The sequence below is a fragment of the Isoptericola sp. NPDC019571 genome (genome assembly GCF_044389385.1).
Lineage (GTDB): Bacteria > Actinomycetota > Actinomycetes > Actinomycetales > Cellulomonadaceae > Isoptericola > Isoptericola nanjingensis.
Genome location: NZ_JBIRXZ010000005.1, coordinates 1 through 26,322, shown reverse-complemented (window position 1 = coordinate 26,322; position 26,322 = coordinate 1). Strand labels below are relative to the sequence as shown.

Sequence of the window (26,322 nt, the reverse complement as noted above, 5' to 3'; positions counted from 1 at the left end):
CGAAGGAGAGTCCCCGATGTCCAGCTCCGCTCCCGTCGCCCCCGACCGCGACCTCGACAGGGCCGCCGCCCTCGCGGCACAGCTCGACCCCGCGCTCGACGGCACCACGGCCCTGCCCGCCGACCCGGCCTACGACGCCGCGCTCCCCGGCTTCAACCTCGCGCTCGCCCACCGGCCGGCGCTCGTCGTGCGGGCTGCCTCGCCCGAGGACGTCGTCGCGACGGTCCGCGCCGCCGCGGGCCACGGGTTTGGCGTCGGAGTCCGCTCCACGGGCCACAGCGCCGCCGCGACCGGCGCCGGCGACGTCCTGCTCGACGTGTCCGCCCTCGACGCCCTCGTCGTCGACCCCGTCGCCCGCACCGCGACCGTCGGGCCCGGCGTCCCCTGGCAGGCGGTGCTCACCGCCGGCGCGGACCACGGGCTGGGCGGGCTCTGCGGCTCGTCCCCCCAGGTCGGGGTGATCGGCTACACGCTCGGCGGCGGGCTCGGCCCCCTGGCGCGCACCTTCGGCTTCGCCGCCGACCACGTCCGCGCGATCGACGTGGTCACCCCGGCCGGCGACCTCGTCACGGCGACGCCGACGCAGCACGAAGAGCTCTTCTGGGCGCTGCGCGGCGGCGGGGGCGCGTTCGGGGTCGTCGTCGGGATGACGTTCGACCTCTTCCCCCTGTCCACCGTGCGCGCGGGCACGCTCTGGTTCGACGTCGACGACGCGCACGCCGTGCTGCACCGGTGGCGCGAGCACACGACGACGCTGGCCGACGACGTCTCGACGTCCGTCGCACGCCTGAACCTGCCGCCCCTGCCCGACGTGCCCGAGCCGCTGCGCGGGCGCGCGGTGCTCGTGGTGCGCTACGTCCGGCACGGGCACCTCGCGGCGCCCGACCCCCTGGTCGACGACCTGAGGCAGGTCGCCGTGCCGATCCTCGACGCGGTCGGAGACCTGCCGTACGCGCAGATCGGGGCGGTGCACGCCGACCCGGACGACCCGATGCCGTTCGTCGAGCGTGGCGGGCTGCTGCGCGAGCTGACCGAGGACGCGGTCGACGCGTTCCTCGGGGCCGTGCCGCCCGACTCCCCCGTCCTCGCGGCCGAGATCCGGCTCCTCGGCGGCGCCGTGGCCGGGCCGCCCGCCGTGGCCAACGCCGTCGGCGGGCGCGACGCCGCCTGCACCCTGTTCACCGGGGCGCTCGGCAGCCCGGTCGGGCCGCCCGACGTCGCCGACCGCCTCCAGGCGGTGCACGACGCGCTGGCGCCCTGGACCACCGGCGGCTCGCTGCTCAACTTCGCCGGCCCGCGGGACGACGTCTCCGCCGCCCTGGTGCGCGAGGCGTACGGCCCGGCGACCTACGACCGGCTCCTGGCGCTGCGCCGCCGGCTGGACCCCGCCGGCACCCTCGCCCCGTCGTCGCGCTGGTCCGTCGCCGCCGACATCGCCGCCGACGTCGCGCCCTGACGGCTGGCCCACTGCTCGACGAGCCGCGCGGACGCACGAGAGCCCCGGTACCGACGGGTACCGGGGCTCTCGTGACGACGTGCTCCTGAGGCGGATCAGTCCAGGTAGTCGCGCAGCACCTGGGACCGCGACGGGTGCCGCAGCTTCGACATCGTCTTGGACTCGATCTGGCGGATCCGCTCACGGGTGACCCCGTAGACCTTGCCGATCTCGTCCAGCGTCTTGGGCTGCCCGTCCTGCAGGCCGAAGCGCATGGAGACGACGCCCGCCTCGCGCTCCGACAGGGTGTCGAGCACCTGGTGCAGCTGCTCCTGGAGCAGCGTGAAGCTCACGGCGTCCGCCGGGACGACGGCCTCGGAGTCCTCGATGAGGTCACCGAACTCGCTGTCGCCGTCCTCGCCCAGCGGGGTGTGCAGCGAGATGGGCTCGCGCCCGTACTTCTGGACCTCGACCACCTTCTCGGGGGTCATGTCCAGCTCCTTGGCGAGCTCCTCCGGGGTGGGCTCGCGACCCAGGTCCTGGAGCATCTGCCGCTGCACGCGGGCCAGCTTGTTGATGACCTCGACCATGTGCACCGGGATGCGGATGGTACGGGCCTGGTCGGCCATGGCGCGGGTGATGGCCTGCCGGATCCACCAGGTGGCGTACGTCGAGAACTTGTAGCCCTTGGTGTAGTCGAACTTCTCGACGGCGCGGATCAGACCGAGGTTGCCCTCCTGGATCAGGTCCAGGAACAGCATGCCGCGGCCGGTGTAGCGCTTGGCGAGGGAGACGACGAGGCGCAGGTTCGCCTCCAGCAGGTGGTTCTTGGCGCGCTTGCCGTCGTGCGCGATCCACCGCAGGTCGCGGTACATCCGGCGCTCGTCGGCGCTCGCCTTCGTCTTGTCGTAGGCGGCGTAGTCCTGGGACAGGCGCTCCTCCGCGAACAGGCCGGCCTCGATGCGCTTCGCGAGCTCGACCTCCTGCTCGGCGTTCAGCAGCGCGACCTTGCCGATCTGCTTGAGGTAGTCCTTGACGGGGTCGGCGGTCGCGCCGGCCGTGACGACCTGCTGCGCGGGCTGGTCGTCGTCGTCGGTGTCCGAGACGACGAAGCCGGTCTCCTCGTCCTCGCCCTTACCCTTGCCGGCCGCGGGCTTAGCACCCTTCGCGGCGGCCTCGTTCTCCTGCTCGTCGTCGGCGTCGGTCGCGTCGTCGAGCTCGACGTCCTCGACGTCGTCGGCTGCGGGCTCGTCCTTCGACGCCGCCTTGCGGCCACGCGTCGGCTTCGCCCCCTTGGCCGCCGTCTTGGTGCCGGCGGCCTTGGTCGCGGGCTTCTTCGCGGACGTCGCCTCGGCCGGCTCGTCGTCCGTCGACGCGGCGGACTTCACGGCGGAGGTCGTCACGGTCGAGGTCTTCACCGCGCTCGCGGAGCGCGCCGCCGGCGCCTTCGCGCGCGTGGTGGTGCCCCGGCTCGAGCTGGCGGCGGCGACCTTGGTGGCCGTGGGCACACCGATCTCCACCCCGGCGGTCGCGAAGGCGCGCAGGACCGCCTTCAGACGCTTGGGGTCCGCCACCGCGGCGTTCTCGCAGGCAGCGCGGAAGCTCTCGGCGTCGACCCGGCCGTCGGCGGTGCCTCGAGCGAGCAGCCCCTGCAGGGCAGGGTGCTCGAACTCGCGGGGAAGTGCAGGGTTCTGCGCAGTGGACGCCACAAACCGACCTTTCGGCATTCGAGGGGACGGTGCACCGCCGTCAAGGCCTCCGACTCGGACTGTCGTGGCTCAGGCGGACACCTCTATTGTACCGGCGACATCCGCGACGGAAGGGCACCACGGGCTCCTGCGCCCACTCCCGTACCCACGTCGTCCGTTCCCCGGTGCTGGCTCAACGTCCGGGGAGTCGCGAAGATTCCCGACGGCAGAGGCGGAACGACGGGCGAAACCCCGGGCGGCACGGTGGGGCCGGGCCTCGCACGCCCGCGCGCAGGACCGCCCGAGGACGGTCGCGAGCGTCACATCGCACGACGCGTGGACCGCGCGCGTCGCCGCGCGTGTCGTCACGGCTTCACCGCCAGGACCGGACAGGGCGCCTCGAGGAGGATGCGCTGCGCGCCGGACCCGAGGATCAGCTTCCCCACCGGGCTGCGTCGTCGGAGACCCACGACGATGAGCTCGGCGTCCACCTCCTGCGCCGTGCGCACGAGATCCTCGGCGAGGTCCCCCGTGCCGCCCACCACCGAGTAGGCGAGCCCCGAGGAGGCGAGGTCGTCCTCGACCGCCTGCCTCTCGGGCCCGCCGTCGTCCCGGGTGACGACGACCGTGAGCGGGACGGACCGCTCCTGCGCCTCGCGCTTCGCTGCGGCGAGTGCCGCCTGTCCCTCGGCCGTGCTCAGGAGTCCGACGACGATCGCCATGGGGGCACGCTACCCGACCGTCGGCCCGGCCACATCGGTCGCCCCGGCGAGATCCTCCGCAGCAGGCCCTCGCGCCGCGCTCACCCACCCGGGCGGGACCGCCGCCTCCAGCACCCCGGCCACGAGCGCGGCCAGTCGGTAGCTCGGGTCCTGCCGCGCGGACTCTCGCACGCGCCGGGCCGCGAGCCACCCGTCGCCCCGCCACCAGGCCAGGAAGCCCAGGAGCGCGAGGGGCGGCGCGTGCCACCGCCGCGGCGCGCCGCCCACCAGCTGCTCCAGCACGAGCCGGGCCGCGTCGGCGGTCGCCCCGTCGGGAGGCACCCCGACCCGCGGGTCCACCACCCGGGCGATCGCCCGGGCCGTGCCCGACTCCACGTCGCGCGGGACGTCGACGCCCCCGCCCGCCCGGACCGTCCGGTCCGCCGCCTCTCGTGCGCCCGGCACCAGGGACAGCAGCACGGCGTCCCGGACCCGGACGTCCGCGAGCGCCACCGCCAGGCGACCGAGGCGTGCCGGGGGCAGCTCGACGTCGCCGGCCGGACAGGTGCGCAGCTCCGCGGCCGCCTGTCGCACCAGGTCGCACCAGACGCCGTAGGCCTCGGTGCGCCAGCGACCCGGCCCGTCAGGTGCCGTCGCACGGGGCGTCGCACGGGCCGGCTCACGAGACGCCGCACCGGTGGCGTCACCTGCCGCCGCACGCGCCCGCTCCGCACGTCCCGCCGCCTTGGCGACTCGGTCACGCACTCCCGCCGGCAGCGTACGGACCCGGTACGCCTCCTGCTCCGAGCGGGCGATCGCCCGCCCCGCGACCACGAACGCCGCCCCCACCTCGCCGTGCTCGAGCTCGCTCGTGGGTCGTCCTCCCGCCGGACAGCACGCGGGGTCCGTGCAGTCGAGGCCGCGATAGCCGTCCGGGCCGACGAGCCAGGTCTCCACGTCGACCGTCGGGCCCAGGAACTCCTCCAGCGCCCCGACCGCGGCCGCCTCCCACGCCCGGACCCGGTCCGGCGGTGACGCGGTGTAGAGCACGACGAGCGCCAGGCGGGCCCCGACCCGGGCGGCCGCCCGGGCGACGACGGCCGCGCTTCCCGTCGTCCCGGCGCCCGCCTCGTCCCCGGGGTCGCCGACGGGTCCGTCGAGGTCGGGCAGGCCGGTCCGTGCGACGAGGCCGACCCGGCCCTCGTCGGTGACCGCGACGACGACCACGCACTCCCGCGGGCGGAACCCCAGCAGGTACGGCACGGCCGCGAGCAGGTCGCGGGACGAGCGGAGCACGAGCGGGGTGTCGAAGGCGGTGCCGGGCTCCCCGGCGCGGTCGGTGGCGTATGCGGCGTCCATGGGTCCGATCCCAGGGCACGACCGCGGGCCCCGGCGCCGCGGGCCGCCCCGCTGTGGACGGCACCCCGCTGGGGGCAGACTCCGTGGCCTGCGCCGCCGTGCGACGTCCGCGGCGTCCCCCTCGTCCGAGACGTGCGAGCGAGGTGCCGCGGGCCGCTACGGTAGGCGCCGTGCCCTCGCTCCCCCGCGCCCCGCGCCGCCGCGCCCGGTCGCGTCGCGCGCCCGCGACCAGGGCACGCGGCGTGGGCGCCGTGGCGCTCACCGCGTTCCTCGCGCTGTCCGGCTGCGGTCTGCTCGGCGGCGGAGGGGCCCCGGACGACGACGTCTCCGCGACCGGCGAGAACGGGTCGGGCGTCGGCGTGCGTGGCGCCACGGAGACCCCTAGCGCGGAGCCGGGGACGGGCGGCGCGTCCGCCCTGCCGACGTTCGACCCCGACACGACGGTCGGCGGGTACGCCGACGGCTTCCCCGAGAAGCTGCTCGGCGCGCCCGAGGACGCGACGGTGCTCGCCAGCTCGGCCACCCCGGGCGAGGGCGGCCTCACCGACGTCACCCTCAACCTCGCCACGCAGCGCGGCACGCAGGACGTCATCGACCAGCTCGCCGAGCGGTTGCGCAAGGCCGGCTTCGAGGAGTCCGGCACGTCGAGCCTCTCCGGCCTCACCGCGCAGACGGTGTTCGGCCGCGAGAGCACGCCCCGGGGAAAGAAGAAGGACGCGGGCCCGATCGTGGAGTCCGTCACCCTCGGCGTGCTCGACGACGGCGAGCGCCGCCTCGTGACGGTCAGCGGCTCCGTCGTCGTCGGCTGACGGACCTGCTGACGGACCTGCTGACCGGCCCCGCCCCCGTCGGGACCGCCCGGCCGGGCGCATAGGCTGTCGGCATGCCCACCGCCGCGTCGCTGGTCGACCTCGAGAACCTCCGCACCGACGTCGACACCAGGGTCGAGGAGCACCTCGACGCCCTCGCCCGGGAGGTCGCCTCGATCGGCGACGCGGCGACCGCGCTGACCGACCAGGCGGCCGTGCTGCTCAGCGGGGGCAAGCGCCTGCGGGCGGCGTTCTGCTACTGGTCCTACCGGGCCCACGGCGGCGCCACGTCCGGCCCCGAGCGGGACGCGGTGGTGCGGGCCGGGGCGGCGCTCGAGCTGTTCCAGGCCGCCGCCCTGCTGCACGACGACGTCATGGACGCCTCGGACACGCGGCGTGGCGAGCCCACCGCGCACCGGGCCTTCGAGGCACGGCACGCCGCGGCCGGCTGGGCGGGATCGGCCGAGCGGTTCGGCACGTCCGCCGCGATCCTGCTCGGCGACCTGTGCCTCGTCGCATGCCAGCGCGAGATCGCCGCTGCCGTCGCCGACCTGCCGACGGAGCGCGCGGCCGCGGCCCGCGCGCTGTTCGACGCCATGCAGACCGAGGTCGTCGTGGGCCAGTACCTCGACGTCCTCGTGCAGGCCGAGCCGTGGGGCCTGGACCCCGCGGCCGACGAAGAGCGCGCCCGGGACGTCCTGCGCGCGAAGTCGGCGCGCTACTCGGTCGAGCGCCCGCTCGTGCTCGGCGCGGTCCTCGCGGGGGCGTCCCCCGCGCACGTGGCCGCCGTCTCGGACGCCGGGCTGCCGCTCGGGGAGGCGTTCCAGCTCCGCGACGACGTGCTGGGCGTGTTCGGCGACCCGTCGGTGACGGGCAAGCCCGCCGGCGACGACCTGCGCGAGGGCAAGCGCACCGTGCTGGTGGCCCGCACGCTCGCGGCCGCGGGCGCGAGCGACCGCGACCTCGTCGTCGCGCGCCTCGGCGACCCCGACCTGGACGGCGCCACCGTCGAGAGGCTGCGCGGGGTCATCGCCGGCTCGGGGGCGCTCGACGGCGTCGAGGCCCTCATCGACACGCTCGCGGACGGCGCCCTGGACGCGCTGTCCGCGGCAGGGCTCGCCGAGCCCGCCCGCGAGGTCCTCCTGGACCTGGCGCGGGCCGCCGTCGACCGGGCGGCCTGACCCGCCGGCCATCCCTCCGACCGGAGGGACCGGGCGTCAGAGCAGCGCCTGGGCCACCCGGCGCACCTCGGCGCGACGACCGGCGCGCAGCTCCCCGATCGGGGTGGCGCCGATCGACGGCTCGGTCTCGAACAGCCAGCGCAGGATGGCGGCGTCGTCCAGCCCGACGTCCGAGAGCACCAGCACGGTGCCGCGCAGCGTGTGCAGCACGTGGGGCGCCCCGTCGTCGGTCACGAGGAACGCGGCAGGCACCTGGAACGTGTTCCGGTCGCCCCGCTTGACCCCGACGAGGGTCCGCTCCGAGACCAGCCCGCGCACCTTGGACACCTGGGTCCCGAGGACCTCCGCCACGTCGGGCAGGGTGAGCCACGCGTCCACGAGGGACTCCAGGGCGGCGCGGTCGTCGGTGCGGTCGTCGGTGCTGTCGGGGACGGGGGCGCCGGGCTCCGGCGCAGTGGTGTCGCTCACCGGGCCAGCCTACGGGCCTGCCGAACCGGGCGCCCCTACACTCGTCGCGTGGCCATCACGACGACCGACCCGATGCTCGGCCGCCTGGTCGACGGGCGGTACGAGATCGTCGCGCGCGTCGCCCGAGGGGGCATGGCCACCGTGTACCGGGCCACCGACCGGCGGCTCGACCGCGAGGTCGCCGTCAAGGTGATGCACCCGCACCTCGCGGACGGGGTGGACGGCGCCGCCTTCGTGTCCCGCTTCCGCCGCGAGGCGCGCGCCGCCGCCCGGCTCACCCACCCCGGCGTCGTGGCGGTCTACGACCAGGGCGTCGACGGCGACACCAGCTATCTCGCGATGGAGTACGTGCCGGGCACCAACCTGCGTCGAGAGCTGCACACGTCCGGCGCCCTCACCCTGGACCGGGCCCTCGACGTCGTGGCGCAGGTCCTCGCGGCCCTCGCCGCGGCGCACCGCAAGGGCCTGGTCCACCGGGACGTCAAGCCGGAGAACGTGCTCGTCGTCGGCGACGACGCCGTCCCTGGCGGCACCGCCCAGGACGACGCCCCGGGCGGCACACCGCCGGGGACGCGGGTCAAGGTCGCCGACTTCGGCCTCGCCCGCGCGGTCACCGAGGTGACCACCACCACCACCGGCACCGTCCTGGGCACGGTCGCGTACCTGGCGCCCGAGGTGATCACCAGCGGCACCTGCGACGCCCGCACCGACGTCTACGCGGTCGGGGTGCTCGCGTACGAGCTCGTCACCGGCACCCTGCCGTATGCGGGCGAGACGCCGATCCAGGTCGCCTTCCACCACGTGCACGAGGACCTCCCGGCCCCGTCCGCGCTCGTGGACTGGCTGCCCGCCGAGGTCGACGCGCTCGTCGCGTCCTTCGCGGCCCGGGACGCCGAGCAGCGCCCGCCCGACGCGGGCGCCGCCCTCGCCGCCGTCGAAGCGCTGCGGTCGTCGCTCGACGCCGACGTGCTCGCGCGCCGCGCGGAACGGCCCGCCGACGGCCCCTCCGACGCCGGCGGCCCGAGCGGGACCGGCGGCGCGCCGCACGACGACGAGGACGACGGGCGCACGGGGACGGACGCCGTCGACGAGATCCCGACGGCGTTCTTCCAGGAGGTGTCGGCGAGCGCGCCGGCGCAGCCCACGGACCGGCTCGTCGAGCAGCCCACCGAGGCGTACCGGCGCCCCTCCCGCCGTCGCCGCGCGGTCGCGTGGACCCTCACCCTGGTGCTCGTCCTGGCCGGCGGCGGGCTGGGCACGTGGTGGTGGTTCGCGGACGGTCCCGGGGCGTGGACCTCGGTGCCGACCGGCATCGCCGGAGTCGCTGCCGACGACGCCCGCGCCGTCCTCGAGGACGCCGGGCTCGGCACGACGACGAGCCGCGCCTTCGACGACGACGTCCCGGAGGGCTCGGTCGTGACGAGCGTGCCCGCGCCCGGCGACCGGGTGCGCACCGACGGCTCCGTGGAGCTGGTCGTGTCCCGCGGCGTGCAGATGCTCACGGTGCCCGACGACCTGGTCGGCGCCGCCGACAAGGACGCCACCGCGGCGCTGGAGGACGCCGGCTTCACGGTCGGCGACCCCGCCCGGTCGTACGACGACGAGGCCGCCCGGGGCCAGGTGCTCGACGTGTCGGTGGACGAGGGCTCGCGCCAGCGGCACGACACCGTCGTGACGCTCACCGTCTCCGACGGCCCCGCCCCCGTGCAGGTGCCGCAGGAGGTGGGCAAGGAGAAGGACGCGGCCGTCACCGACCTCGAGGGTCTGGGGCTCGTCGTCGAGCTGGCCGACCCGGAGTACTCCGAGGACGTCCCGAAGGGGCACGTGCTGGCGCAGGACCCGAAGGAGGGGGCCACCGCGCACCGCACCGACACCGTGACGCTGACGATCTCGCAGGGGCCGCCCCTGGTCGAGGTGCCGAACGTGGTGGGCAAGCACACCGAGCCTGCCCGCAAGGCGCTGGAGAAGGCCGGCTTCGTGGTCAAGGAGAACACCTACCTCGGCGGCATCCTCGACACCGTCCGGTTCCAGGACCCCACCGGCAGGGCGCCGAAGGGCAGCACGGTGACCGTCACCGTCTGGTGAGCGTCACCAGCTCGTCAGCATCTCCGCGACGCGGAACGCCATCTCGAGCGACTGCTGGTGGTTGAGACGCGGGTCGACCAGCGTCTCGTACCGCAGCGCCAGCCCGGCGTCGTCGATCTCCTCGCTGCCGCCCAGCACCTCGGTGACGTCGTCGCCCGTGAGCTCCATGTGCAGCCCGCCGGGCACGGTGCCGAGGGCGCGATGCACCTCGAAGAAGCCCGTGACCTCGTCCAGCACGTCGGTGAACCGGCGCGTCTTGTAGCCGCTGTCGGAGGTGATCGTGTTGCCGTGCATCGGGTCGGTCACCCAGGTGACGGCCGCGCCCGCGGCGGTGACCTTCTCGACGACCTCGGGCAGCACGTCGCGCACCTTGCCCGCGCCCATCCGGGTGACGAACGTGAGCCGGCCGGGGGTGTTTCCCGGGTTGAGCCGCGCCGCCAGCGCCAGTGCGTCGTCAGCCGACGTCGTCGGGCCGAGCTTGACGCCGACGGGGTTGGCGACGCGCGAGAGGAACTCCACGTGCGCGCCGTCGAGCTGACGGGTGCGCTCGCCGATCCACAGGAAGTGGGCCGACGTCGCATAGGCCTCGCCGGTCCGGGCGTCGACGCGGGTCAGCGCCCGCTCGTAGTCGAGGATGAGCGCCTCGTGGCTGAGGTAGAACTCCACCGAGCGCAGGGCGTCGAAGTCCGCCCCGCAGGCCTCCATGAAGCGGATCGCGCGATCGATCTCCGCCGCGGTGCGCTCGTACCGCGCGTAGGCGGGGTTGCGCATGAACCCACGGTTCCACTCGTGCACCCGGCGCAGGTCGGCGTGGCCGCCCTGGGTGAAGGCCCGCACGACGTTCGCCGTCGCCGACGAGATCCGGTACGCCTGCTCGAGGCGCACCGGGTCGGGCGTGCGCGACTCCGGGGTGAACTCGTGCCCGTTGACCATGTCGCCGCGGTAGGCGGGCAGCGTCACGCCGTCGCGGGTCTCGAGGTCGGACGAGCGCGGCTTGGCGTACTGCCCCGCGAGCCGCCCCATCTTCACCACGGGCGTGCTCGCGCCGTGGGTGAGCACCACCGCCATCTGCAGGATGGTGCGCACCTTGTTGCGGATGCGGGTCGCGTTCGCGTCTGCGAACGTCTCCGCGCAGTCCCCGCCCTGCAGCAGGAACGCCTCGCCGCGGCCCGCCGCGGCGAGACGTTCCGTGAGCAGCCGGGCCTCTGCCGGCACCACGAGGGGCGCCGCCTGGGAGAGCCGGCCCGCCACCGCCGCGAGCGCCTCGGCGTCCGGCCACACGGGCTGCTGGCGCGCCTCGAGGGTCCGGAACCGGTCCAGGCCCTCGGGGTCGCTCCCGGGCACCACGGTGTCGACGGCGGTGGTCATGCGGGCTGCTCCTGCCTCTGGCTCGGTGGTCGGCGGGTCGCCGTCGTCAGTGCGCGGCGGGCTTCGCGGGCACCAGCGGCTGGCCGATGCCCTCGAGGATCTCGCCGAACCACGGCTGGCTGACGTCGAACGCCTTGCCGCCGGCGATGCGCGGGAACGCGATCGCCTTGAGGCGGTCGCCGTCCTCCTCGTCGTGGCCGATGACGCCGGCCTCGCCGCGCAGCGCGCACTCGACGGCGAGGTCCGTCATCGACTTGATGAGGCGCAGGTCCTCGGCGTTCGCGGCCGCGGCGCGCGAGTAGTAGCCCGACTTCTGGACCATGACCTTCTCGGCGCCCAGCTTCTCCGCGAACTGCTTCGCGAACCACTGGCCGGGGTTGATGGTGTCGAGCTTGACGTGCCCGAACGGGTCGCGCGGCACCTCCTCGCCGGCGGCCTCGAGCTGCTGCACGATCTCGTTCATCCCCGCGCCCTCGGACAGGAAGATGTTGACGTTGCCGATCTCGTCCATGACGGCGCGCAGGCGCGCCGCCTCGGCGTCGATGTCGATCTCCAGCTCGGGCAGGAAGACGGCGTGCACGTCCCAGCGCTCGCGCGTCAGGCCGAGGGCCGGGGCCCACTCCTGGGCGTCGAGCCACGAGCGGTACTCCTTCGCGGTGGCCGCCGTGAGCCAGCCGCAGTGCCGGCCCATGACCTCGTGCACGATGAGCATGCGCGGACCGGAGCGGTGCTCGCCGATGACGTTCGCGGCGAAGCCCGCGGCCTCCTCGGCGGCGGTCCAGGCGCCGAGCGACTGCTTGATCGGCACCACGTCGTTGTCGATCGTCTTGGGCAGGCCCACGACGGTGAGCTCGTAGCCGTTGTCGTGCAGGTACGCGGCGAGTTCGGCGGCCGTGGTGTTCGTGTCGTCGCCACCGATGGTGTGCAGCACGTCCACGCCGTCGGCCTTGAGCTGCTCGGCCGCGACCTCCAGCGGGTTCTGGCCCTCCTGCACGAGGCCGCGCTTGACGCAGTCCGCGGCGTTGGTCAGCTTGACGCGCGAGTTGCCGATGGGCGAGCCGCCGAAGCGGTGCAGGATGCCGGCCTGCTTGCGGCCCTCCTCGTCGACCACGATCTTCGCGCCCGTGAGGAGCCCGTGGTAGCCGTACTGGTAGGCGATGATCTCGATCGACGGGTCGAGCTCCGTGTAGCGCTCGATGAGGCCGCCGACGGCGGAGGACAGGCAGGGCGCGAAGCCGCCGGCGGTCAGGAGAGCCACGCGACGAACCGACATGACAGGGGTTACCTCTCGGTGGGGGACGGACAGCGACTCCATCCTAGGAGCACCTCCCCGTGCCGGTCCCGGCCGTCCGCCGGGCGAACGCGCCGTGCGCGGCGGCGCCCGGCCGTGCGATGATGTCGGGCGAGCCTCCCCGCCGTCCGGCGCCGGGAGGCTCTTGCGTATGACGACTCCTGCACCCCTCCCCGACCCGTCCGCCCACCTCGCCGGCGCGCCGGTCCGAGTCTGCCGCGCCACGCCGGAGGACCGCGCGCTCCTCGAACGGCTGTGGCTGCTCTTCCGCCACGACATGTCCGCCGTCTCGGGCGAGCTGCCGGGGCCCGACGGCCGGTTCCGCGACGACCGGCTCCGCACCGCCCTCGACGAGATCGACCGCGACGTGCGGGCGGACGAGGACGGGACGGGCCGTCGTGCCGCGACCTGGCGCGGCTACCTGGCCATGGCCCCCGACGGGGCACGGGGCCGCTCGGACGAGCGGCCGGTGGCGTTCGCCCTGGTCCGGGGGCTCGACGCGCCGACCCGCGTGCTCTCGGCGTTCTTCGTCGCGCGCGCCGCCCGCCAGCGCGGCGTCGGGCGCGAGGTCGCGGCGGCGGTGCTGCGCGACGTGCCGGGCCCGTGGGAGATCGCGTACCAGGACGCCAACGCCGGCGCCGCGTCGTTCTGGCCGCGCGTCGCGACCGACGTCGCGGGCGACGGGTGGTCGGTCACGCACCGTCCGGTGCCCGGCCGGCCCGAGGTCCCGCCGGACGCCTGGCTGAGCCTCGTCTTGGGCCAGGTGCCCGGGTAGCCGGTCAGGAGCCGGCGGCGGGCTCCTCCGGCGGCTGCTGCTGGGCCGCCGCGAGGCGCGCCTTCATCGTGGCCGCGTAGACGTCGACGTACTCCTGCTCGGACAGCCGCAGGATGGCGTACATGATCTCGTCGGTCACGGAGCGCAGCACGAACCGGTCGCCTTCCATCCCGCGGTAGCGGCTGAAGTCGAGAGGCTCGCCGAAGACCATCCCGATCGGCATCGGCTTGGGGACCGACCGCCCGAGCGGCTGCGCGACGTCGGTGCCCACCATCGCGACGGGGATCACGGGGGCGCCGGACTCCAGCGCCAGGCGGGCGACGCCGGTCTTGCCGCGGTACAGCCGCCCGTCGGGGCTGCGGGTGCCCTCGGGGTAGATGCCGAACAGGTCGCCGTCGTCCAGCACCCGCAGCCCCGTGTTGAGCGCGGCCTCGCTGGCCTTGCCGCCCGAGCGGTCCACCGGGATCGTCCCGACCCCACGCATGAAGCCGGCCACGAGGCGACCGCGGACGCCTCCCCCGGTGAAGTAGTCCGACTTGCCCAGGAACTGGACCTGGCGGTCGAGGACGAGCGGCAGCACGAACGAGTCGATGACGGCGAGGTGGTTGCTCGCGAGGATCGCCGGACCGGAGGTCGGAACGTTCTCGACGCCCTTCGTCCAGGGGCGGAACGCCAGCCGGAGCCACGGCCCCACCAGCACGTTCTTCATCACCCAGTAGAACAACTGTCCTCCTCGCCCAGTCCCGGCAGCCCCCGGTCAGCGGACCGCCGTCGACGGGCCGTGGCGCCGGCGGGCGGACCGTCGACGCGTTGCTTCGCCCACGACAATAGAGTGAACCCATGCCCGCACCGAACCCGGACGCCGATCCGGACCTGCCGGACGACGACCTGCCCGACGACGCCGTCGAGGCGCGGTGGGCCGACATCGTCGCCCAGCTCGGGCCGCTCGACGAGCCCGACGACGCCGACCGGGCGGACGAGCCTGCGGGCGGCACCACGGGCGACACCGCGAGCGAGCCCGCGGCCGACCCGCGCCGCGAGGACACCGCGCCGCCGCCCGGTCGGGTGGTGAGCCCCGGTCCCCGCGACTGGCCCGTCACGCCCGAGATCGAGGATCTCGAAGAGACGGAGTCTCACTTCACGCCGCCGGAGCCGGAACCGGTGCTCTCCCGCGACCCGCTCCTCACCCTCGCGTGGGCGGTGGTCGTCGGGGTGCCGGTGCTCGTCGTGCTCGGCGTCGTCCTGCGCTCGGCCGTCCCGGCCCTGCGCATCCCGGGATGGTCCGGCCCTGTCGCCGGCGTCCTGTTCCTCGTCGCGCTGGGCATCCTCGTCTGGCGGATGCCGCACCGCCGCGACCCGGACGACCACAGCACGGGCGCCGTCGTCTGACCGGCCCGTGCGGGGCCAGGCCTGGCGACGGGGCCGGGCGACGGGCGGATCAGCGCCGGGCGAGGTCGGCGGCGCCGATGATGCCCGCCTCGTTGCCGTGCTCGGCGAGCTCGATCTGCGCCACCGGGCGGTGCCCGAGGGCCGACAGCTGCGCCTCGTAGGCCTTGCGCACGGGCAGGAGCAGCAGGTCGCCGGCCGCGCCGACGCCTCCTCCGATGACGATGAGCTCGGGGTCCAGCAGCGCGGCGACGGACGCCGAGCCCTCGCCGATCCACCGGCCGAGCGTCGCCAGCAGCTCGACCGCGAGCTCGTCGCCCTCCTGTGCCGCCTGCGTGACGTGCGGGCCCTCGAGCGCCGACACGTCGCCGCCGGCGAGCTCGACCAGCCGCGTCGCCCGCTCCGGCTGGGCGATCACGGCCTGCTTCGCGTCGCGCACCAGGGCCGTGCCGGACGCGTACTGCTCCCAGCAGCCCTCGTGCCCGCAGCCGCAGTAGTGGCCGCCCGGGACGACCCGCATGTGCCCCACCTCGGCCGCGACACCCCACTTGCCGCGCACGAGCTCCCGGTCCACCACGATCGCGCCGCCGAGCCCGGTGCCGACCGTCAGCATGAGCATGTCGGTGGCCTCGCGGGCGGCACCGAAGCGGAACTCCGCCCAGCCCGCGGCGTTCGCGTCGTTCTCGACGACCACGGGGACGTCGACGTCCAGCAGCGCCTCGATCCGCTCGGCGAGCGGGTACTCGCGCCAGGCGATGTTCGGGGCGAAGAGCACGGACCGGCGGTCGGGGCTCACGAAGCCGGCGGCGGCCAGGCCGATGGCGCCGACCTCGTGCTCCTTGGCCAGCTCGGCGCACGCGTCCGCGATGGCCCGGTCGATGGAGGCGACGTCGTCGGCGACCGTCTCGCGCCGCACCTTCGCGAGGATCTTGCCCGCCTCGTCCACCACACCCACGGCAATCTTCGTGCCGCCGATGTCGACTCCGATGGCGTGCATGCGGGAACCTCGCGTTCATGTGTCGGGACGCCGCGTCCGTACGGCGCATCACCCGGTCGCCGTCGCGGCGCGGGGGCGCGCGGTGCGCGCAGGGACAAGACTAGCCACCGCGACCGAGGGGTGCGACGCTCGTCCACCACCGGGACGTCACCGCGACGTCACCGGTGGTCACGGACCGTCACCGAACCGTGTCCTGGACCACGCGTGAGACCCGGTATCGTGGCGGCCGGGGAACGCACCCCTGGCCAATGCATGAGCATGGACGATGGAGTCAGCATGGACGAGATCACCATTCCGCAGGCGGTCGAGCTGCCTGCCACGTCGAACCTCAACGACCTCCTCGCCACCCGCGTGGCGAGCGACCCGCGCGCCACGCTCGCCGAGCGTCCCTCCGGCGACGGCTGGCAGCCGGTCTCGGCCGCACAGTTCGACGCCGAGGTGGTGGCCGTCGCGAAGGGGCTGGTCGCCCGGGGCGTCCAGCCCGGCGACCCCGTCGGCATCATGTCGCACACGCGCTACGAGTGGACGCTGCTCGACTTCGCCGCCTGGGCGGCGGGCGCGGTCCCGGTGCCGATCTACGAGACGTCCTCCGCCGAGCAGGTGGAGTGGATCCTCACCGACTCCGGCATCACGCTGCTCGTCGTCGAGGACTCCGGCCTCGCCGCCACCGTCGCGGAGGTCTCCGACCGGGCCCCGGCCCTGCGCGAGGTCCTCGAGATCGAGGACGGCGCGATCGCCAAGCTGACGGCCGCGGGCGCCGACGTCGCCGACGACGAGATCGCCCGCCGCCGCGGGATCGCCGATCTCGCCGACGTCGCGACGATCATCTACACCTCCGGCACGACCGGGACCCCCAAGGGTGCCGAGATCACCCACGGCAACCTCGCGCTGCTCGGCGTGAACGCCGTCGCCGCCGTGCCCGACGTCTTCAAGGACGGCGGGCGCACCCTGCTCTTCCTGCCCCTGGCGCATGTCTTCGCGCGCTACATCGAGATCCTCGCGATCGCGAGCGGCACCGTGCTCGGCCACTGGGCCGACCTCAAGACGGTCACCGCCGGCCTGGAGGCCTTCCGGCCCACCTACATCCTCGCGGTGCCGCGGGTCTTCGAGAAGGTCTACAACGCCGCGGAGCAGAAGGCCGCCGCCGGGGGCAAGCTGAAGATCTTCCACTGGGCGGCCGCGACCGGCATCGCCTACTCGCGCGCGCTCGACACGCCGTCGGGCCCGTCGCTGTGGCTCCGCCTCCAGCACAAGGTCGCCGACACCCTCGTGTTCTCGAAGCTGCGCGCCGTGCTCGGCGGGCAGGCCCAGTACGCCGTCTCCGGGGGCGGCCCCCTCGGCGAGCGGCTCGGGCACTTCTTCCGCGGTCTCGGGGTCACCATCCTCGAGGGCTACGGGCTCACCGAGACCACCGCGCCGACCAGCGTGAACCGCCCCGACGCCATCAAGATCGGTTCGGTCGGGCCCCAGCTGCCCGGCTGCGGGGTCAAGATCGCCTCGGACGGCGAGGTCCTGCTGCGCGGCATCCAGGTGTTCCGCGGGTACCACAACAACCCGGAGGCGACCGCCGAGGCGTTCGCCGACGGCTGGTTCCGCAGCGGCGACCTCGGCACGCTCGACGACGACGGGTTCCTCACGATCACGGGCCGCAAGAAGGAGATCATCGTGACGGCCGGGGGCAAGAACGTCGCCCCGGCGCTCCTCGAGGACCGTATCCGGGCGCACGCCCTCGTGAGCCAGTGCGTCGTCGTCGGCGACAACCGCCCCTTCATCGGCGCGCTGATCACTCTCGACGCCGAGGGCCTGCCCGGCTGGCTCAAGATGCACGGCAAGCCCGAGATGACGCCCGCGCAGGCGGCGACCGACCCGGAGGTGCTGGCCGCGCTCGACGCCGCCGTCACCCGCGCCAACCAGGCGGTCTCGAAGGCCGAGTCGATCCGCAAGTTCGCCGTGCTGCCGGGCGACCTCACGGTCGAGAACGGCTATCTCACGCCCAAGCAGAGCGTGCGCCGCCACGTCTTCGTCAAGGACTTCGCCGCCGAGATCGACGAGCTGTACGTCGACACCCGGCAGAAGTCCGCGAGCTGACCCGGCACGCCCGCACGGACCCGAGCCCGCCGAGACCACCGTCTCGGCGGGCTCGCCCGTCCCCACCCCCGACTGTCGGAGGCCGCCGCTACGGTCCCGGCATGCCGAGCACCACCCCGCACCCGACGCGCACGACCGCGCTCCAGCCCTCGTTCGAGGACCTCGGCACCTCCCTGCGGGACGTCACCTTCGTCGTGGTCGACCTCGAGACGACCGGGGGGCGGGCCGCCGACGGCGGCATCACGGAGATCGGCGCGGTCAAGGTGCGCGGCGGAGAGGTGCTGGGCGAGCTGCAGTCGCTCGTCAACCCGGGCCACCCGGTGCCGGCCTTCGTCGCCCGGCTCACGGGCATCACGACGTCCATGGTCGCCACGGCTCCCCCGGTCGAGCTCGTCCTGCCGAGCTTCCTGGAGTTCGCGCGCGACGCCGTGCTCGTCGCGCACAACGCGCCGTACGACGTCGGCTTCCTGCGGGCCGCCTGCGACAGGCTCGGCTACGACTGGCCGGGGTTCCGGGTGGTGGACACCGTCCCCCTCGCGCGTCGCGTCGTCACCCGCGACGAGGCGCCGAACCACAAGCTGTCCACCCTGGCCGCGCTCTTCCGTGCGCGGGTGACGCCCGAGCACCGCGCCCTGGCGGACGCGCGGGCGACCGTCGACGTGCTGCACGCGCTCCTGGAGCGGCTGGCGCCCCTCGGCATCACCCACCTGGAGGATCTCGCCGGCGCCGCCGACCCCGTCCCGCCCGACGTGCGCCGCAAGCGCACCCTCGCCGACGGCCTGCCCGAGGCCCCGGGCGTCTACCTCTTCCGCGGCCCCGGGGACGAGGTCCTGTACGTCGGGACGTCCACGAACCTCCGCAAGCGGGTGCGGTCCTACTTCACGGCTGCCGAGAAGCGCGGTCGGATCACCGAGATGGTGCGGATCGCGCACGCCGTCACGCCCGTGGTCTGCGCGACGCCGCTTGAGGCGTCGGTGCGCGAGCTGCGCCTCATCGCCGAGCACGCGCCGCGGTACAACCGGCGCTCGAAGCACCCCGAGCGCCAGGCGTGGGTGCGTCTCACGGACGAGGCCTACCCCCGGTTGTCGGTGGTGCGCGAGGTGCGGGCCGGGACCCCGCACATCGGCCCGTTCACGTCCCGGCAGGCCGCGCTGGCCGCCGTCGAGGCGGTCCACGACGCCCTGCCGCTGCGCCAGTGCGCGGCACGGCTCCCCCGGGTCGCGCGGACGGCCGGCAGCCCGTGCGCCCTCGCGGGGATGGGCCGCTGCTCCGCGCCGTGCACGGCGACCGGCACACCCGACGAGGGGTACGACGCCGTCGCGGACGCGGCACGCACGGCGCTCACGTCCGACCCCTCGGTCGTCGTCGACGTCCTCGCCGCGCGGGTGGGCCGGCTCGCGGCCCAGGAACGCTTCGAGGAGGCGGGGACGGTGACCCACCGGCTCCGGGCGTTCGTCCAGGGCGCGGCGCGTGCCCAGCGCCTGGACCCCGTCGCCCGGTGCGCGGAGCTCGTCGCCGCGCGGCCCACCCCCGCGGGCGGCTGGGAGCTCGTCGTCGTGAAGCACGCGCGGCTCGCCGCGACCGCCGTCACCGGACCCGACGAGGACCCGTTGCCCGTCGTCGACGCCCTGCGCGCGACGGCGGAGGCCGTCACCCCGCCCGTGGCTCCCGCTCCCGCGTGCCATCCCGAGGAGGCAGCCCTCGTGCTGGCCTGGCTGGACGAGCCGGGGGTCCGGCTGGTGCACGTGAGCGACCCCTGGACGTGCCCCGTGCGCTCCGCCGCCGCCCACGCCGACCTCGGCGCGGTCTCGACGACCGTCGCGGGTCTGTGGGCCGCGCCGGGCGAGGGCGACGAGACCGCCGGGCGCCTCGCGGCCCCGCCGCCGGTGGCTACGATGACGGCATGCTGACCGCGATCGTGCTCATCGACACCGAGGCCGACCAGATCCCCGAGGTCGCCACCAAGGTCACCGACCTCAAGGGAGTCAGCGAGGTCTACTCCGTCACCGGCAAGGCCGACCTGGTCGCCATGGTCCGGGTACGCGAGCACGAGGAGCTGGCCGACGTCATCGCCGACGGGATCAGCAAGGTCCCGGGCGTCGTGCGCACCGAGACCCTGATCGCCTTCCGCACCTACTCGAACGTCGACCTCGAGCAGGCGTTCGCGATCGGCCTCGACGACTGACGCCGCCCCGGCGGGCGGCCGGACACGTGCTCGCGCGCGAAGGATCGGCCGCCCGCCGTGCACCTCCGGTCAGTCCTGCGTCGCGGCCGCCCAGCGCTCCAGCACGCGGGCGGCAGCGCCGTCGTCGATGCTGCGCGCGGCGTGGCCGATACCGGCCGCCAGCCGTTCCACGAGCGTGCCGGCGTCCGTGCCGGGCAGGCTGCCGTCCGCCACGAGGGCGGCCGCCGCGTTGAGCAGCACCGTCTCCCGCACCGGGCCCTGGTCGACCCCCGTGAGGACGTCGCGTGCCACGCCGGCGTTGTGGTGCGCGTCGGCGCCGCGCAGGTCGGCGACGTCGATGCGCCGCAGCCCGAGCTCGGCGGCGGCGTCGAGGCGCGCCTCGGTGACCTGACCGTCGCGGACCTCCCAGACGGTCGAGCCGCCGGTCGCAGCGAGCTCGTCCAGGCCGTCGTCGCCACGGAACACGAGCGCCCGCGTCCCCCGCGCGGCGAAGACACCCGCCACCAGCGGCGCCATCCGGGGGTCCGCGACCCCGACAGCCGTGGCCCGCGGCTGCGCCGGGTTCGTCAGCGGACCGAGGAAGTTGAACGCGGTCGCGACGCCGAGCTCCTTCCGCGCCACGCCGGCGTGCCGGAACGACGGGTGGAAGACCATCGCGAAGCAGAAGGTGATGCCGACCTGCTCGGCCAGCTCGGCGACGCGCTCGGGTCCGTGGTCGAGCCGCACACCCAGCGCCTCGAGGACGTCGGCCGAACCGGACGAGGAGGACGCGGCGCGGTTGCCGTGCTTGACCACCTTGACGCCCGTGCCGGCCACGACGACCGCCGCCATGGTCGAGATGTTCACCGTGTGCGCGCGGTCGCCGCCGCTGCCGACGATGTCCACGCTCGGCCCCGGGACGGTGAACCGGCGGGCGTGCGCGAGCATCGTGTCCGCGAGCCCCGTCAGCTCCTCGACCGTCTCGCCCTTGGCCCGCAGCGCCACCAGGAAGGCCGCGAGCCGGGCCGGCGACACCTCGCCCGACATGACCGCGTCCATGGCCCAGGCGGTGTCCTGCGAGCTCAGGTCGTGGCCTGCGATGAGCTCGGTGAGCAGCCCGGGCCACGTCTGCTCGGGCGACGTCTGCTCGGGCTGCGCGGGCACGGGGCGGTCGTTCGTGGGCACCAGGTTCCTCCGGTTCGGTGGTCGCGCGGTCCGGACGCACCTGGCTCGACCCTCACGGGTCCGTCGGTCAGGCCGTCGCGGCGAGCTGGCCGGCCACGGCGCGCTGCAGCTCGATCGCGTCGAGCGGCCTCGGCACCACGGCGTCGGCGAGCGACCACGATGCTAGCCATCCGTCGTCGGGCCTGCCGGTGAGGACCACGACGGGCGGGCAGCGGTACACCTCGTTCTTGAGCTGACGGCACAGTCCCATGCCACCGGACTTGTCCGCCTCACCGTCCAGCACGAGCAGGTCCCACCCGCCGCGGTCGGCCGCGGCGATGAGTGCCGCAGGCGTCGCGACCTCCGCCCACGCGATCTCCGGGGCGTGGGCGCGCAGACGGGGCCCGACGGCGGTCCGCACGTGGGCGCGGACGGTCCGGTCGTCGCTGTAGAGCAGGATGCGCGGTCCGCGGGCCGCCGGGGCGATCGCTCCGGTCGAGCGGGTCGAGATGGTCGTCGTCGGGTCCGTCTGGTCCGTCTGATCCGTCAACTTTCTGGCTCCCCTTCGCGGACGTGCACGGCTTCGGGCACGGGCACGACGTCCGGCAGCTGTACAGCGACCGTCGGACGTCGACGTTTGCTGGCATCGTGGCACACTCGCGTCACCTCGGGCAGGTGCCGAACGTGGTCTTTTACTGGCACTCTCCACGGATCCGTCACCTCGTAGTAGCAGAGTGGCGAGTTTCCGCAGATTCTGTGCACATCGACTTTCCGCCAGACCCGCCCGAGTGGCTCGAACAGGCCGTATGTCGGCCATAATGGCTGACGTGTCGACCGCAACGGCTGCTGCCCCCCATGCCCACCAGCACGTGAGCGTCAACCGTCCGAACCCCGTGTCGGTCGGGACGATCGTCTGGCTCGCGAGCGAGCTCATGTTCTTCGCCGGCCTCTTCGCGATGTACTTCACCGTCCGGTCGGTGATGCCCGAGGCGGAGTGGGCCGCTCAGGCGGACAAGCTCAACATCACCTTCTCGACGATCAACACCACCGTGCTGGTGCTGTCGTCGGTCACCTGCCAGATGGGCGTGTGGGCCGCCGAGCGGTTCAAGCCGGTGCGCTCCGGCTCCCTGCTGCAGGTGAGCAAGTGGGGCATGCACGAGTGGATGACCCTCACCTACCTCATGGGCGCGTTCTTCATCGGCGGCCAGATCTTCGAGTACACCGAGCTGGTGCACGAGGGCCTGACCATCTCCTCCAGCCCGTACGGCTCGGTCTTCTACCTGACCACCGGATTCCACGGCCTCCACGTGCTGGGCGGCCTCATCGCCTTCCTGTTCCTGCTGGGGCGCTCCTTCGCCGCCAAGAACTTCGGCCACCACGAGGCCACCACCGCGATCGTCACGTCCTACTACTGGCACTTCGTCGACGTGGTGTGGATCGCCCTCTTCGCCGTCATCTACCTCCTGCGCTGAACCCCCCGGCCGGCGTCGCCGCCGGCACTGACCCTGCACCTTCGATCTGCGAGACGAGGATCATTTCGTGAAGGCACTCGCCGCCCGCAGGCACCACCGGTTCGCACCGGTCGTGCTGTTGCTGCTGGCGCTGCTGGTCACGGGCGGCGTCTACGCCGCCCTGGCCCCGAGCCCGGCCCAGGCCGACACCGCCAGCACCGCGGACATCGAGACCGGGAAGAAGCTCTTCCAGGCCAACTGCGCCACCTGCCACGGCCCGAACGCGGAAGGCACCACCGAGGCGCCGTCGCTCGTGGGCGTCGGTGCGGCCGCGGTCGACTTCCAGGTCTCCACCGGCCGGATGCCGATGCAGATGAACGGCCCCCAGGCCGAGGCCAAGCCCCGGCAGATGGACGAGGACCAGACCGCCGCGCTCGCCGCGTACGTCGCGTCCCTCGGCGCCGGCCCGGCCATCCCCACCGACGAGCAGGTGGACGGGAGCAAGGGCGACCCCGCCAACGGCATGGCCCTCTTCCGCACCAACTGCGCGATGTGCCACAACGCCGTCGGCGCCGGTGGCGCCCTCTCGGAGGGCAAGTTCGCGCCGCCGCTGTGGGACACCTCCGGCCGCAACGTGTACCAGGCCATGCTCACCGGCCCGCAGTCCATGCCGGTGTTCAACGACGCCAACATCACCCCCGACGAGAAGCGCGACATCATCGCGTTCCTCGACGAGCAGGACCAGGGCTCGGCCGGCGGCCTCACCCTGGGCTCGCTCGGTCCGGTCAGCGAGGGCCTGTGGGCCTGGATCATCGGCATCGGCCTGATCATCGGTGGCGCGGTGTGGATCGGAGCGAAGTCCTCGTGAGCGAGAACCAGAACCCCCAGGGCCCGTCCCGCGACGTGGCCCGGCACGACGGCGACGGCACGGTCGCCCGGACCGACCGCTTCGCGGACCCGGGCGTCCCCGCGCACCACCCGCGCCTCGCGGACACGGACCCGAAGGCGGCCAAGCGCAACGAGCGGATCATCGCGATCCTCTTCGCCATCTCGTGCCTCGGCACGATCGCCTCGATCGTGGCCTACTTCGCCGTGCGTCCCGACGGCACGACGCCCGGCGTGCGCCTCTCGACGGTGCTGCTCGGTGTCGCGATCGCGATCTCCCTGTTCGGCATCGGCTTCGCGGCCGTCCACTGGGCCAAGACCCTGATGTCCGGCAAGGAGTACGTCGAGGAGCGCCACTCGAGCAGCAGCTCGGAGGACGTCCGCGAGGTCGTCCAGCAGCAGTTCAAGGACGGGCTCGAGGACTCCGGCATCGCGCGCCGGCCCGTCCTCAAGGGCGCGGTCGTCTCCGCGCTCGCTCTCTTCCCGCTGACCATCGCCGTGCCGCTCGTCTCGAGCGTCGGCGGCACGTGGAACGTCAACTCCTTCCGGCACACCATCTGGAAGAAGGGCACGCGCCTCGCCTACGACCCGTCCGGCCGCCCGATCAAGGCGTCGGACCTGACGGTCGGCTCCGTCGCGCACGTCATCCCCGACGTGCCCGCCGAGGAGCGCGAGTCGCACGAGTGGATCACCGAGAAGTCGAAGGCCGTCGTGCTCCTGGTGCGCATGGACCCGCGCGACCACAAGCGCGACCACCGCGAGGGCGCCTCCTACGACGGCATCGTCGCGTACTCGAAGATCTGCACCCACGTCGGGTGCCCGGTCGCCCTGTACGAGCAGCAGACGCACCACCTGCTGTGCCCCTGCCACCAGTCGACGTTCGACATCTCCGACGGCTCCAAGGTGGTCTTCGGACCTGCCAAGCGCCCGCTGCCCCAGCTGCCCATCACCGTCGACGACGAGGGGTATCTTGTGGCTGAGGACGACTTCAACGAGCCCGTCGGCCCGAGCTACTGGGAGCGCCTGAAGTGAGCACCACGACAACTCCCCCCACCGCGGCGGAGCCGACCACCGTGATCGGCAAGTCCGCCGACTACCTCGACCAGCGGACCAAGGTCGGCGTGCTCGCGAAGCAGCTCGTCCGCAAGGTCTTCCCGGACCACTGGTCCTTCATGCTCGGCGAGATCGCGCTGTTCTCGTTCGTCGTGCTCCTCATCTCCGGCGTGTTCCTGGCGATGTTCTTCGACCCGTCGATGGCGCTCGTCACGCACCACGGCGCGCCGGCGACCATGGACGGCCAGCTCATGTCCACGGCCTTCTCCTCGACGCTGAACATGTCGTTCGAGGTGCGCGGCGGTCTGCTCATGCGGCAGATCCACCACTGGTCGGCGCTGATCTTCGTCGCCGGCATCGTGGTGCACATGATGCGCGTCTTCTTCACCGGCGCCTTCCGCAAGCCCCGCGAGCTCAACTGGCTCGTCGGCACGCTGCTGCTGATCTGCAGCCTCCTCGCCGGGTTCTCGGGCTACTCGCTCCCGGACGACGTGCTCTCCGGCAACGGCCTGCGCATCACCGACGGCGTCATCAAGTCGATCCCGATCATCGGGTCGTACCTCTCGTGGTTCGTCTTCGGCGGCGAGTTCCCGGGCGAGCACATCATCCCGCGCCTGTTCACGGTGCACATCCTGCTCGTGCCCGCGCTCATCCTGGCGCTGATCGGCGTGCACCTGTTCCTCATGGTGCTCAACAAGCACACCCAGTACCCGGGCGGCGGCCGCACCGACAAGAACGTGGTCGGCTACCCCGCGGTCCCGGCGTTCGCCACGAAGATGGGCGGCAACTTCTTCATCATCTTCGGCGTGCTGGCCCTCATGGGCGGCACGATGGCGATCAACAACGTCTGGAACTACGGCCCGTACGACCCGTCACCGGTGTCCGCGGGTGCCCAGCCGGACTGGTACATGCTGTTCCTCGAGGGATCGCTGCGTCTGATGCCCGGCCAGGCCGAGATCGTCACGTGGGGTGACTTCACGCTGTCGCTGAACATCCTGGTGCCGGCGGTCATCATCCCGGGCCTGCTGTTCACGTTCCTGTTCGTGTACCCGTTCCTCGAGGCGAAGGTGACCGGCGACCACCGCGAGCACCACGTGCTCGACCGTCCGCGCAACGTCCCGACCCGCACGGGCCTCGGCGTCGCGTTCCTCACGGCGTTCGTCATCCTGGCGCTGGCGGGGTCGAACGACCTCATCGCGACGCACTTCGCCCTGTCGATCAACACGATCACCTGGGTCTTCCGGGTCCTGTTCTTCGTCGGACCGGTCTTCGCCTTCTGGGTCACGAAGCGGATCTGCCTGGGCCTGCAGCGCAAGGACCGCGAGCTGGTGCTGCACGGGCACGAGACGGGTCGCATCGTGCGGTTCGCCAACGGCGAGTACATCGAGGTCCACCGCCCGCTCGACGAGCAGGAGCGCTGGCTGCGCGTCAACTACGAGGCGCGCCGGCCCCTGGAGATCGAGCCCGCGACCGACGCCCGTGGCGTCAAGCGCAAGGGCTACAAGAAGGACAAGCGCTGGCAGAAGCTGTCGCAGTTCTTCTACGAGGACCGGGTCGAGCCCGTGACCCCGGCCGAGCTGGCCGCGGCGCACGCCCACGGCGAGCACGACGAGCTCGAGCCCGCCCACGACACCCCCGAGCTCGTCTCGGGGTCTGGCAACGTCGAGCGGGAGCACTGAGTCTCCTGCAGGCTGGACCCATGGCCCGCGCTCCCCTCCCCCGATCCGTCGGGCGGGGTGCGCGGGCCGTCGTCGTCCCCGGCACGTGAGAGCGGCCGGGGACCAGCCGTCGACGACGTCCCCATCGCACGCCGGTACGACGTGCGGCACGCAACCGGAGGTATCTCAGCATGGCTGTCTACACGCTCCCTGACCTGCCCTACGACTACAGCGCCCTCGAGCCGCACATCAGCGGCAAGATCATGGAGCTGCACCACGACAAGCACCACGCGGCCTACGTCACCGGCGCCAACAC

At 73.6% G+C, this 26,322-nt stretch carries 23 protein-coding genes and 1 pseudogene; 14 read left to right on the top strand and 10 right to left on the bottom strand.

The window, feature by feature from the left end:
* The first annotated feature begins 16 nt into the window (after positions 1-16).
* Positions 17-1,456 (top strand): FAD-binding oxidoreductase, encoded by a 1,440-nt coding sequence (locus tag ACH443_RS10305; protein ID WP_430590240.1) that lies wholly within the window; start codon positions 17-19, stop codon positions 1,454-1,456.
* Positions 1,457-1,551: 95 nt separating this feature from the next.
* On the opposite strand, the gene ACH443_RS10300 is transcribed toward ACH443_RS10305, so the two are convergent.
* The 3 genes from ACH443_RS10300 to ACH443_RS10290 form a co-directional block, all read right to left on the bottom strand.
* On the bottom strand, positions 1,552-3,144 hold the full coding sequence (locus ACH443_RS10300) for an RNA polymerase sigma factor (protein ID WP_430590239.1): 1,593 nt from the start codon (positions 3,142-3,144) through the stop codon (positions 1,552-1,554).
* 344 nt (positions 3,145-3,488) lie between these two features.
* The gene (locus ACH443_RS10295) at positions 3,489-3,845 is read right to left on the bottom strand and encodes a universal stress protein (RefSeq protein ID WP_430590238.1); all 357 of its coding nucleotides are present in this window, start codon (positions 3,843-3,845) and stop codon (positions 3,489-3,491) included.
* 9 nt (positions 3,846-3,854) lie between these two features.
* The gene (locus ACH443_RS10290) at positions 3,855-5,183 is read right to left on the bottom strand and encodes a DUF4192 domain-containing protein (protein ID WP_430590237.1); all 1,329 of its coding nucleotides are present in this window, start codon (positions 5,181-5,183) and stop codon (positions 3,855-3,857) included.
* 170 nt (positions 5,184-5,353) lie between these two features.
* Between ACH443_RS10290 and ACH443_RS10285 the strand changes: the two genes are divergently transcribed.
* Positions 5,354-5,992 carry a hypothetical protein gene (locus tag ACH443_RS10285; protein ID WP_430590236.1) on the top strand — a complete coding sequence of 213 codons (639 nt, stop codon included), beginning with the start codon at positions 5,354-5,356 and terminating at the stop codon, positions 5,990-5,992.
* Positions 5,993-6,066: 74 nt separating this feature from the next.
* Positions 6,067-7,173 carry a polyprenyl synthetase family protein gene (locus ACH443_RS10280; RefSeq protein WP_430590235.1) on the top strand — a complete coding sequence of 369 codons (1,107 nt, stop codon included), beginning with the start codon at positions 6,067-6,069 and terminating at the stop codon, positions 7,171-7,173.
* Between the two features lie 36 nt (positions 7,174-7,209).
* On the opposite strand, the gene ACH443_RS10275 is transcribed toward ACH443_RS10280, so the two are convergent.
* A complete protein-coding gene (locus tag ACH443_RS10275) occupies positions 7,210-7,641 on the bottom strand; it encodes an Rv2175c family DNA-binding protein (protein WP_429763766.1) in 432 nt (143 codons plus the stop codon).
* A gap of 48 nt (positions 7,642-7,689) precedes the next feature.
* Here ACH443_RS10275 and ACH443_RS10270 point away from each other — a divergent pair, with 48 nt between their 5' ends.
* Positions 7,690-9,726 carry a PASTA domain-containing protein gene (locus tag ACH443_RS10270; protein WP_430590234.1) on the top strand — a complete coding sequence of 679 codons (2,037 nt, stop codon included), beginning with the start codon at positions 7,690-7,692 and terminating at the stop codon, positions 9,724-9,726.
* Positions 9,727-9,729: 3 nt separating this feature from the next.
* Here the strand turns inward: ACH443_RS10270 and ACH443_RS10265 are convergent, their stop codons facing one another.
* Positions 9,730-11,094 carry a class II 3-deoxy-7-phosphoheptulonate synthase gene (locus ACH443_RS10265; protein WP_430590233.1) on the bottom strand — a complete coding sequence of 455 codons (1,365 nt, stop codon included), beginning with the start codon at positions 11,092-11,094 and terminating at the stop codon, positions 9,730-9,732.
* 46 nt (positions 11,095-11,140) lie between these two features.
* Positions 11,141-12,367, bottom strand: coding sequence for a pyrophosphate--fructose-6-phosphate 1-phosphotransferase (locus tag ACH443_RS10260; RefSeq protein WP_430590232.1), 1,227 nt, complete (start codon positions 12,365-12,367; stop codon positions 11,141-11,143).
* Between the two features lie 169 nt (positions 12,368-12,536).
* On the opposite strand from ACH443_RS10260, the gene ACH443_RS10255 reads away from it, so the two are divergent.
* The gene (locus ACH443_RS10255; RefSeq protein WP_430590231.1) at positions 12,537-13,160 is read left to right on the top strand and encodes a GNAT family N-acetyltransferase; all 624 of its coding nucleotides are present in this window, start codon (positions 12,537-12,539) and stop codon (positions 13,158-13,160) included.
* A 4-nt stretch (positions 13,161-13,164) separates the two neighbouring features.
* Here ACH443_RS10255 and ACH443_RS10250 read toward each other — a convergent pair whose 3' ends face one another.
* Positions 13,165-13,884, bottom strand: coding sequence for a lysophospholipid acyltransferase family protein (locus ACH443_RS10250; RefSeq protein WP_429763771.1), 720 nt, complete (start codon positions 13,882-13,884; stop codon positions 13,165-13,167).
* 116 nt (positions 13,885-14,000) lie between these two features.
* On the opposite strand from ACH443_RS10250, the gene ACH443_RS10245 reads away from it, so the two are divergent.
* Positions 14,001-14,549: a hypothetical protein gene (locus ACH443_RS10245; RefSeq protein ID WP_429763772.1), complete on the top strand. Its 549-nt coding sequence runs from the start codon at positions 14,001-14,003 to the stop codon at positions 14,547-14,549.
* Positions 14,550-14,598: 49 nt separating this feature from the next.
* Here the strand turns inward: ACH443_RS10245 and ACH443_RS10240 are convergent, their stop codons facing one another.
* Positions 14,599-15,543 (bottom strand): ROK family glucokinase, encoded by a 945-nt coding sequence (locus tag ACH443_RS10240; protein ID WP_429763773.1) that lies wholly within the window; start codon positions 15,541-15,543, stop codon positions 14,599-14,601.
* Between the two features lie 276 nt (positions 15,544-15,819).
* On the opposite strand from ACH443_RS10240, the gene ACH443_RS10235 reads away from it, so the two are divergent.
* The 3 genes from ACH443_RS10235 to ACH443_RS10225 all read left to right on the top strand — a co-directional run bounded on the left by ACH443_RS10235 (position 15,820) and on the right by ACH443_RS10225 (position 19,816).
* Positions 15,820-17,631 carry an AMP-dependent synthetase/ligase gene (locus ACH443_RS10235; protein ID WP_429763774.1) on the top strand — a complete coding sequence of 604 codons (1,812 nt, stop codon included), beginning with the start codon at positions 15,820-15,822 and terminating at the stop codon, positions 17,629-17,631.
* A 101-nt stretch (positions 17,632-17,732) separates the two neighbouring features.
* Positions 17,733-19,541, top strand: coding sequence for a DEDD exonuclease domain-containing protein (locus ACH443_RS10230; RefSeq protein WP_430590230.1), 1,809 nt, complete (start codon positions 17,733-17,735; stop codon positions 19,539-19,541).
* Positions 19,535-19,816, top strand: a complete 282-nt coding sequence (locus ACH443_RS10225; RefSeq protein ID WP_380245000.1) for an Lrp/AsnC family transcriptional regulator — start codon at positions 19,535-19,537, stop codon at positions 19,814-19,816. Before ACH443_RS10230 ends, ACH443_RS10225 begins: the two co-directional genes overlap by 7 nt.
* Before the next feature lie 69 nt (positions 19,817-19,885).
* Here the strand turns inward: ACH443_RS10225 and trpD are convergent, their stop codons facing one another.
* Both trpD and ACH443_RS10215 read right to left on the bottom strand, forming a co-directional pair.
* Positions 19,886-20,980: an anthranilate phosphoribosyltransferase gene (gene trpD, locus ACH443_RS10220; RefSeq protein WP_429763776.1), complete on the bottom strand. Its 1,095-nt coding sequence runs from the start codon at positions 20,978-20,980 to the stop codon at positions 19,886-19,888.
* Between the two features lie 67 nt (positions 20,981-21,047).
* On the bottom strand, positions 21,048-21,470 hold the full coding sequence (locus ACH443_RS10215; protein WP_430590420.1) for a hypothetical protein: 423 nt from the start codon (positions 21,468-21,470) through the stop codon (positions 21,048-21,050).
* 307 nt (positions 21,471-21,777) lie between these two features.
* Here ACH443_RS10215 and ACH443_RS10210 point away from each other — a divergent pair, with 307 nt between their 5' ends.
* From ACH443_RS10210 to ACH443_RS10190, 5 genes and pseudogenes are all read left to right on the top strand, one after another.
* Positions 21,778-22,431 (top strand): cytochrome c oxidase subunit 3, encoded by a 654-nt coding sequence (locus ACH443_RS10210; RefSeq protein ID WP_429763777.1) that lies wholly within the window; start codon positions 21,778-21,780, stop codon positions 22,429-22,431.
* Positions 22,432-22,498: 67 nt separating this feature from the next.
* Entirely contained in the window at positions 22,499-23,278 is a 780-nt protein-coding gene (locus tag ACH443_RS10205) for a c-type cytochrome (protein ID WP_429763778.1), read from the top strand.
* Positions 23,275-24,327 carry a Rieske 2Fe-2S domain-containing protein gene (locus tag ACH443_RS10200; RefSeq protein ID WP_430556298.1) on the top strand — a complete coding sequence of 351 codons (1,053 nt, stop codon included), beginning with the start codon at positions 23,275-23,277 and terminating at the stop codon, positions 24,325-24,327. Before ACH443_RS10205 ends, ACH443_RS10200 begins: the two co-directional genes overlap by 4 nt.
* The gene (locus tag ACH443_RS10195) at positions 24,324-26,027 is read left to right on the top strand and encodes a cytochrome b (protein WP_429763780.1); all 1,704 of its coding nucleotides are present in this window, start codon (positions 24,324-24,326) and stop codon (positions 26,025-26,027) included. Before ACH443_RS10200 ends, ACH443_RS10195 begins: the two co-directional genes overlap by 4 nt.
* 170 nt (positions 26,028-26,197) lie before the next feature.
* Positions 26,198-26,322: pseudogene (locus ACH443_RS10190) on the top strand (superoxide dismutase); the annotation flags it as partial.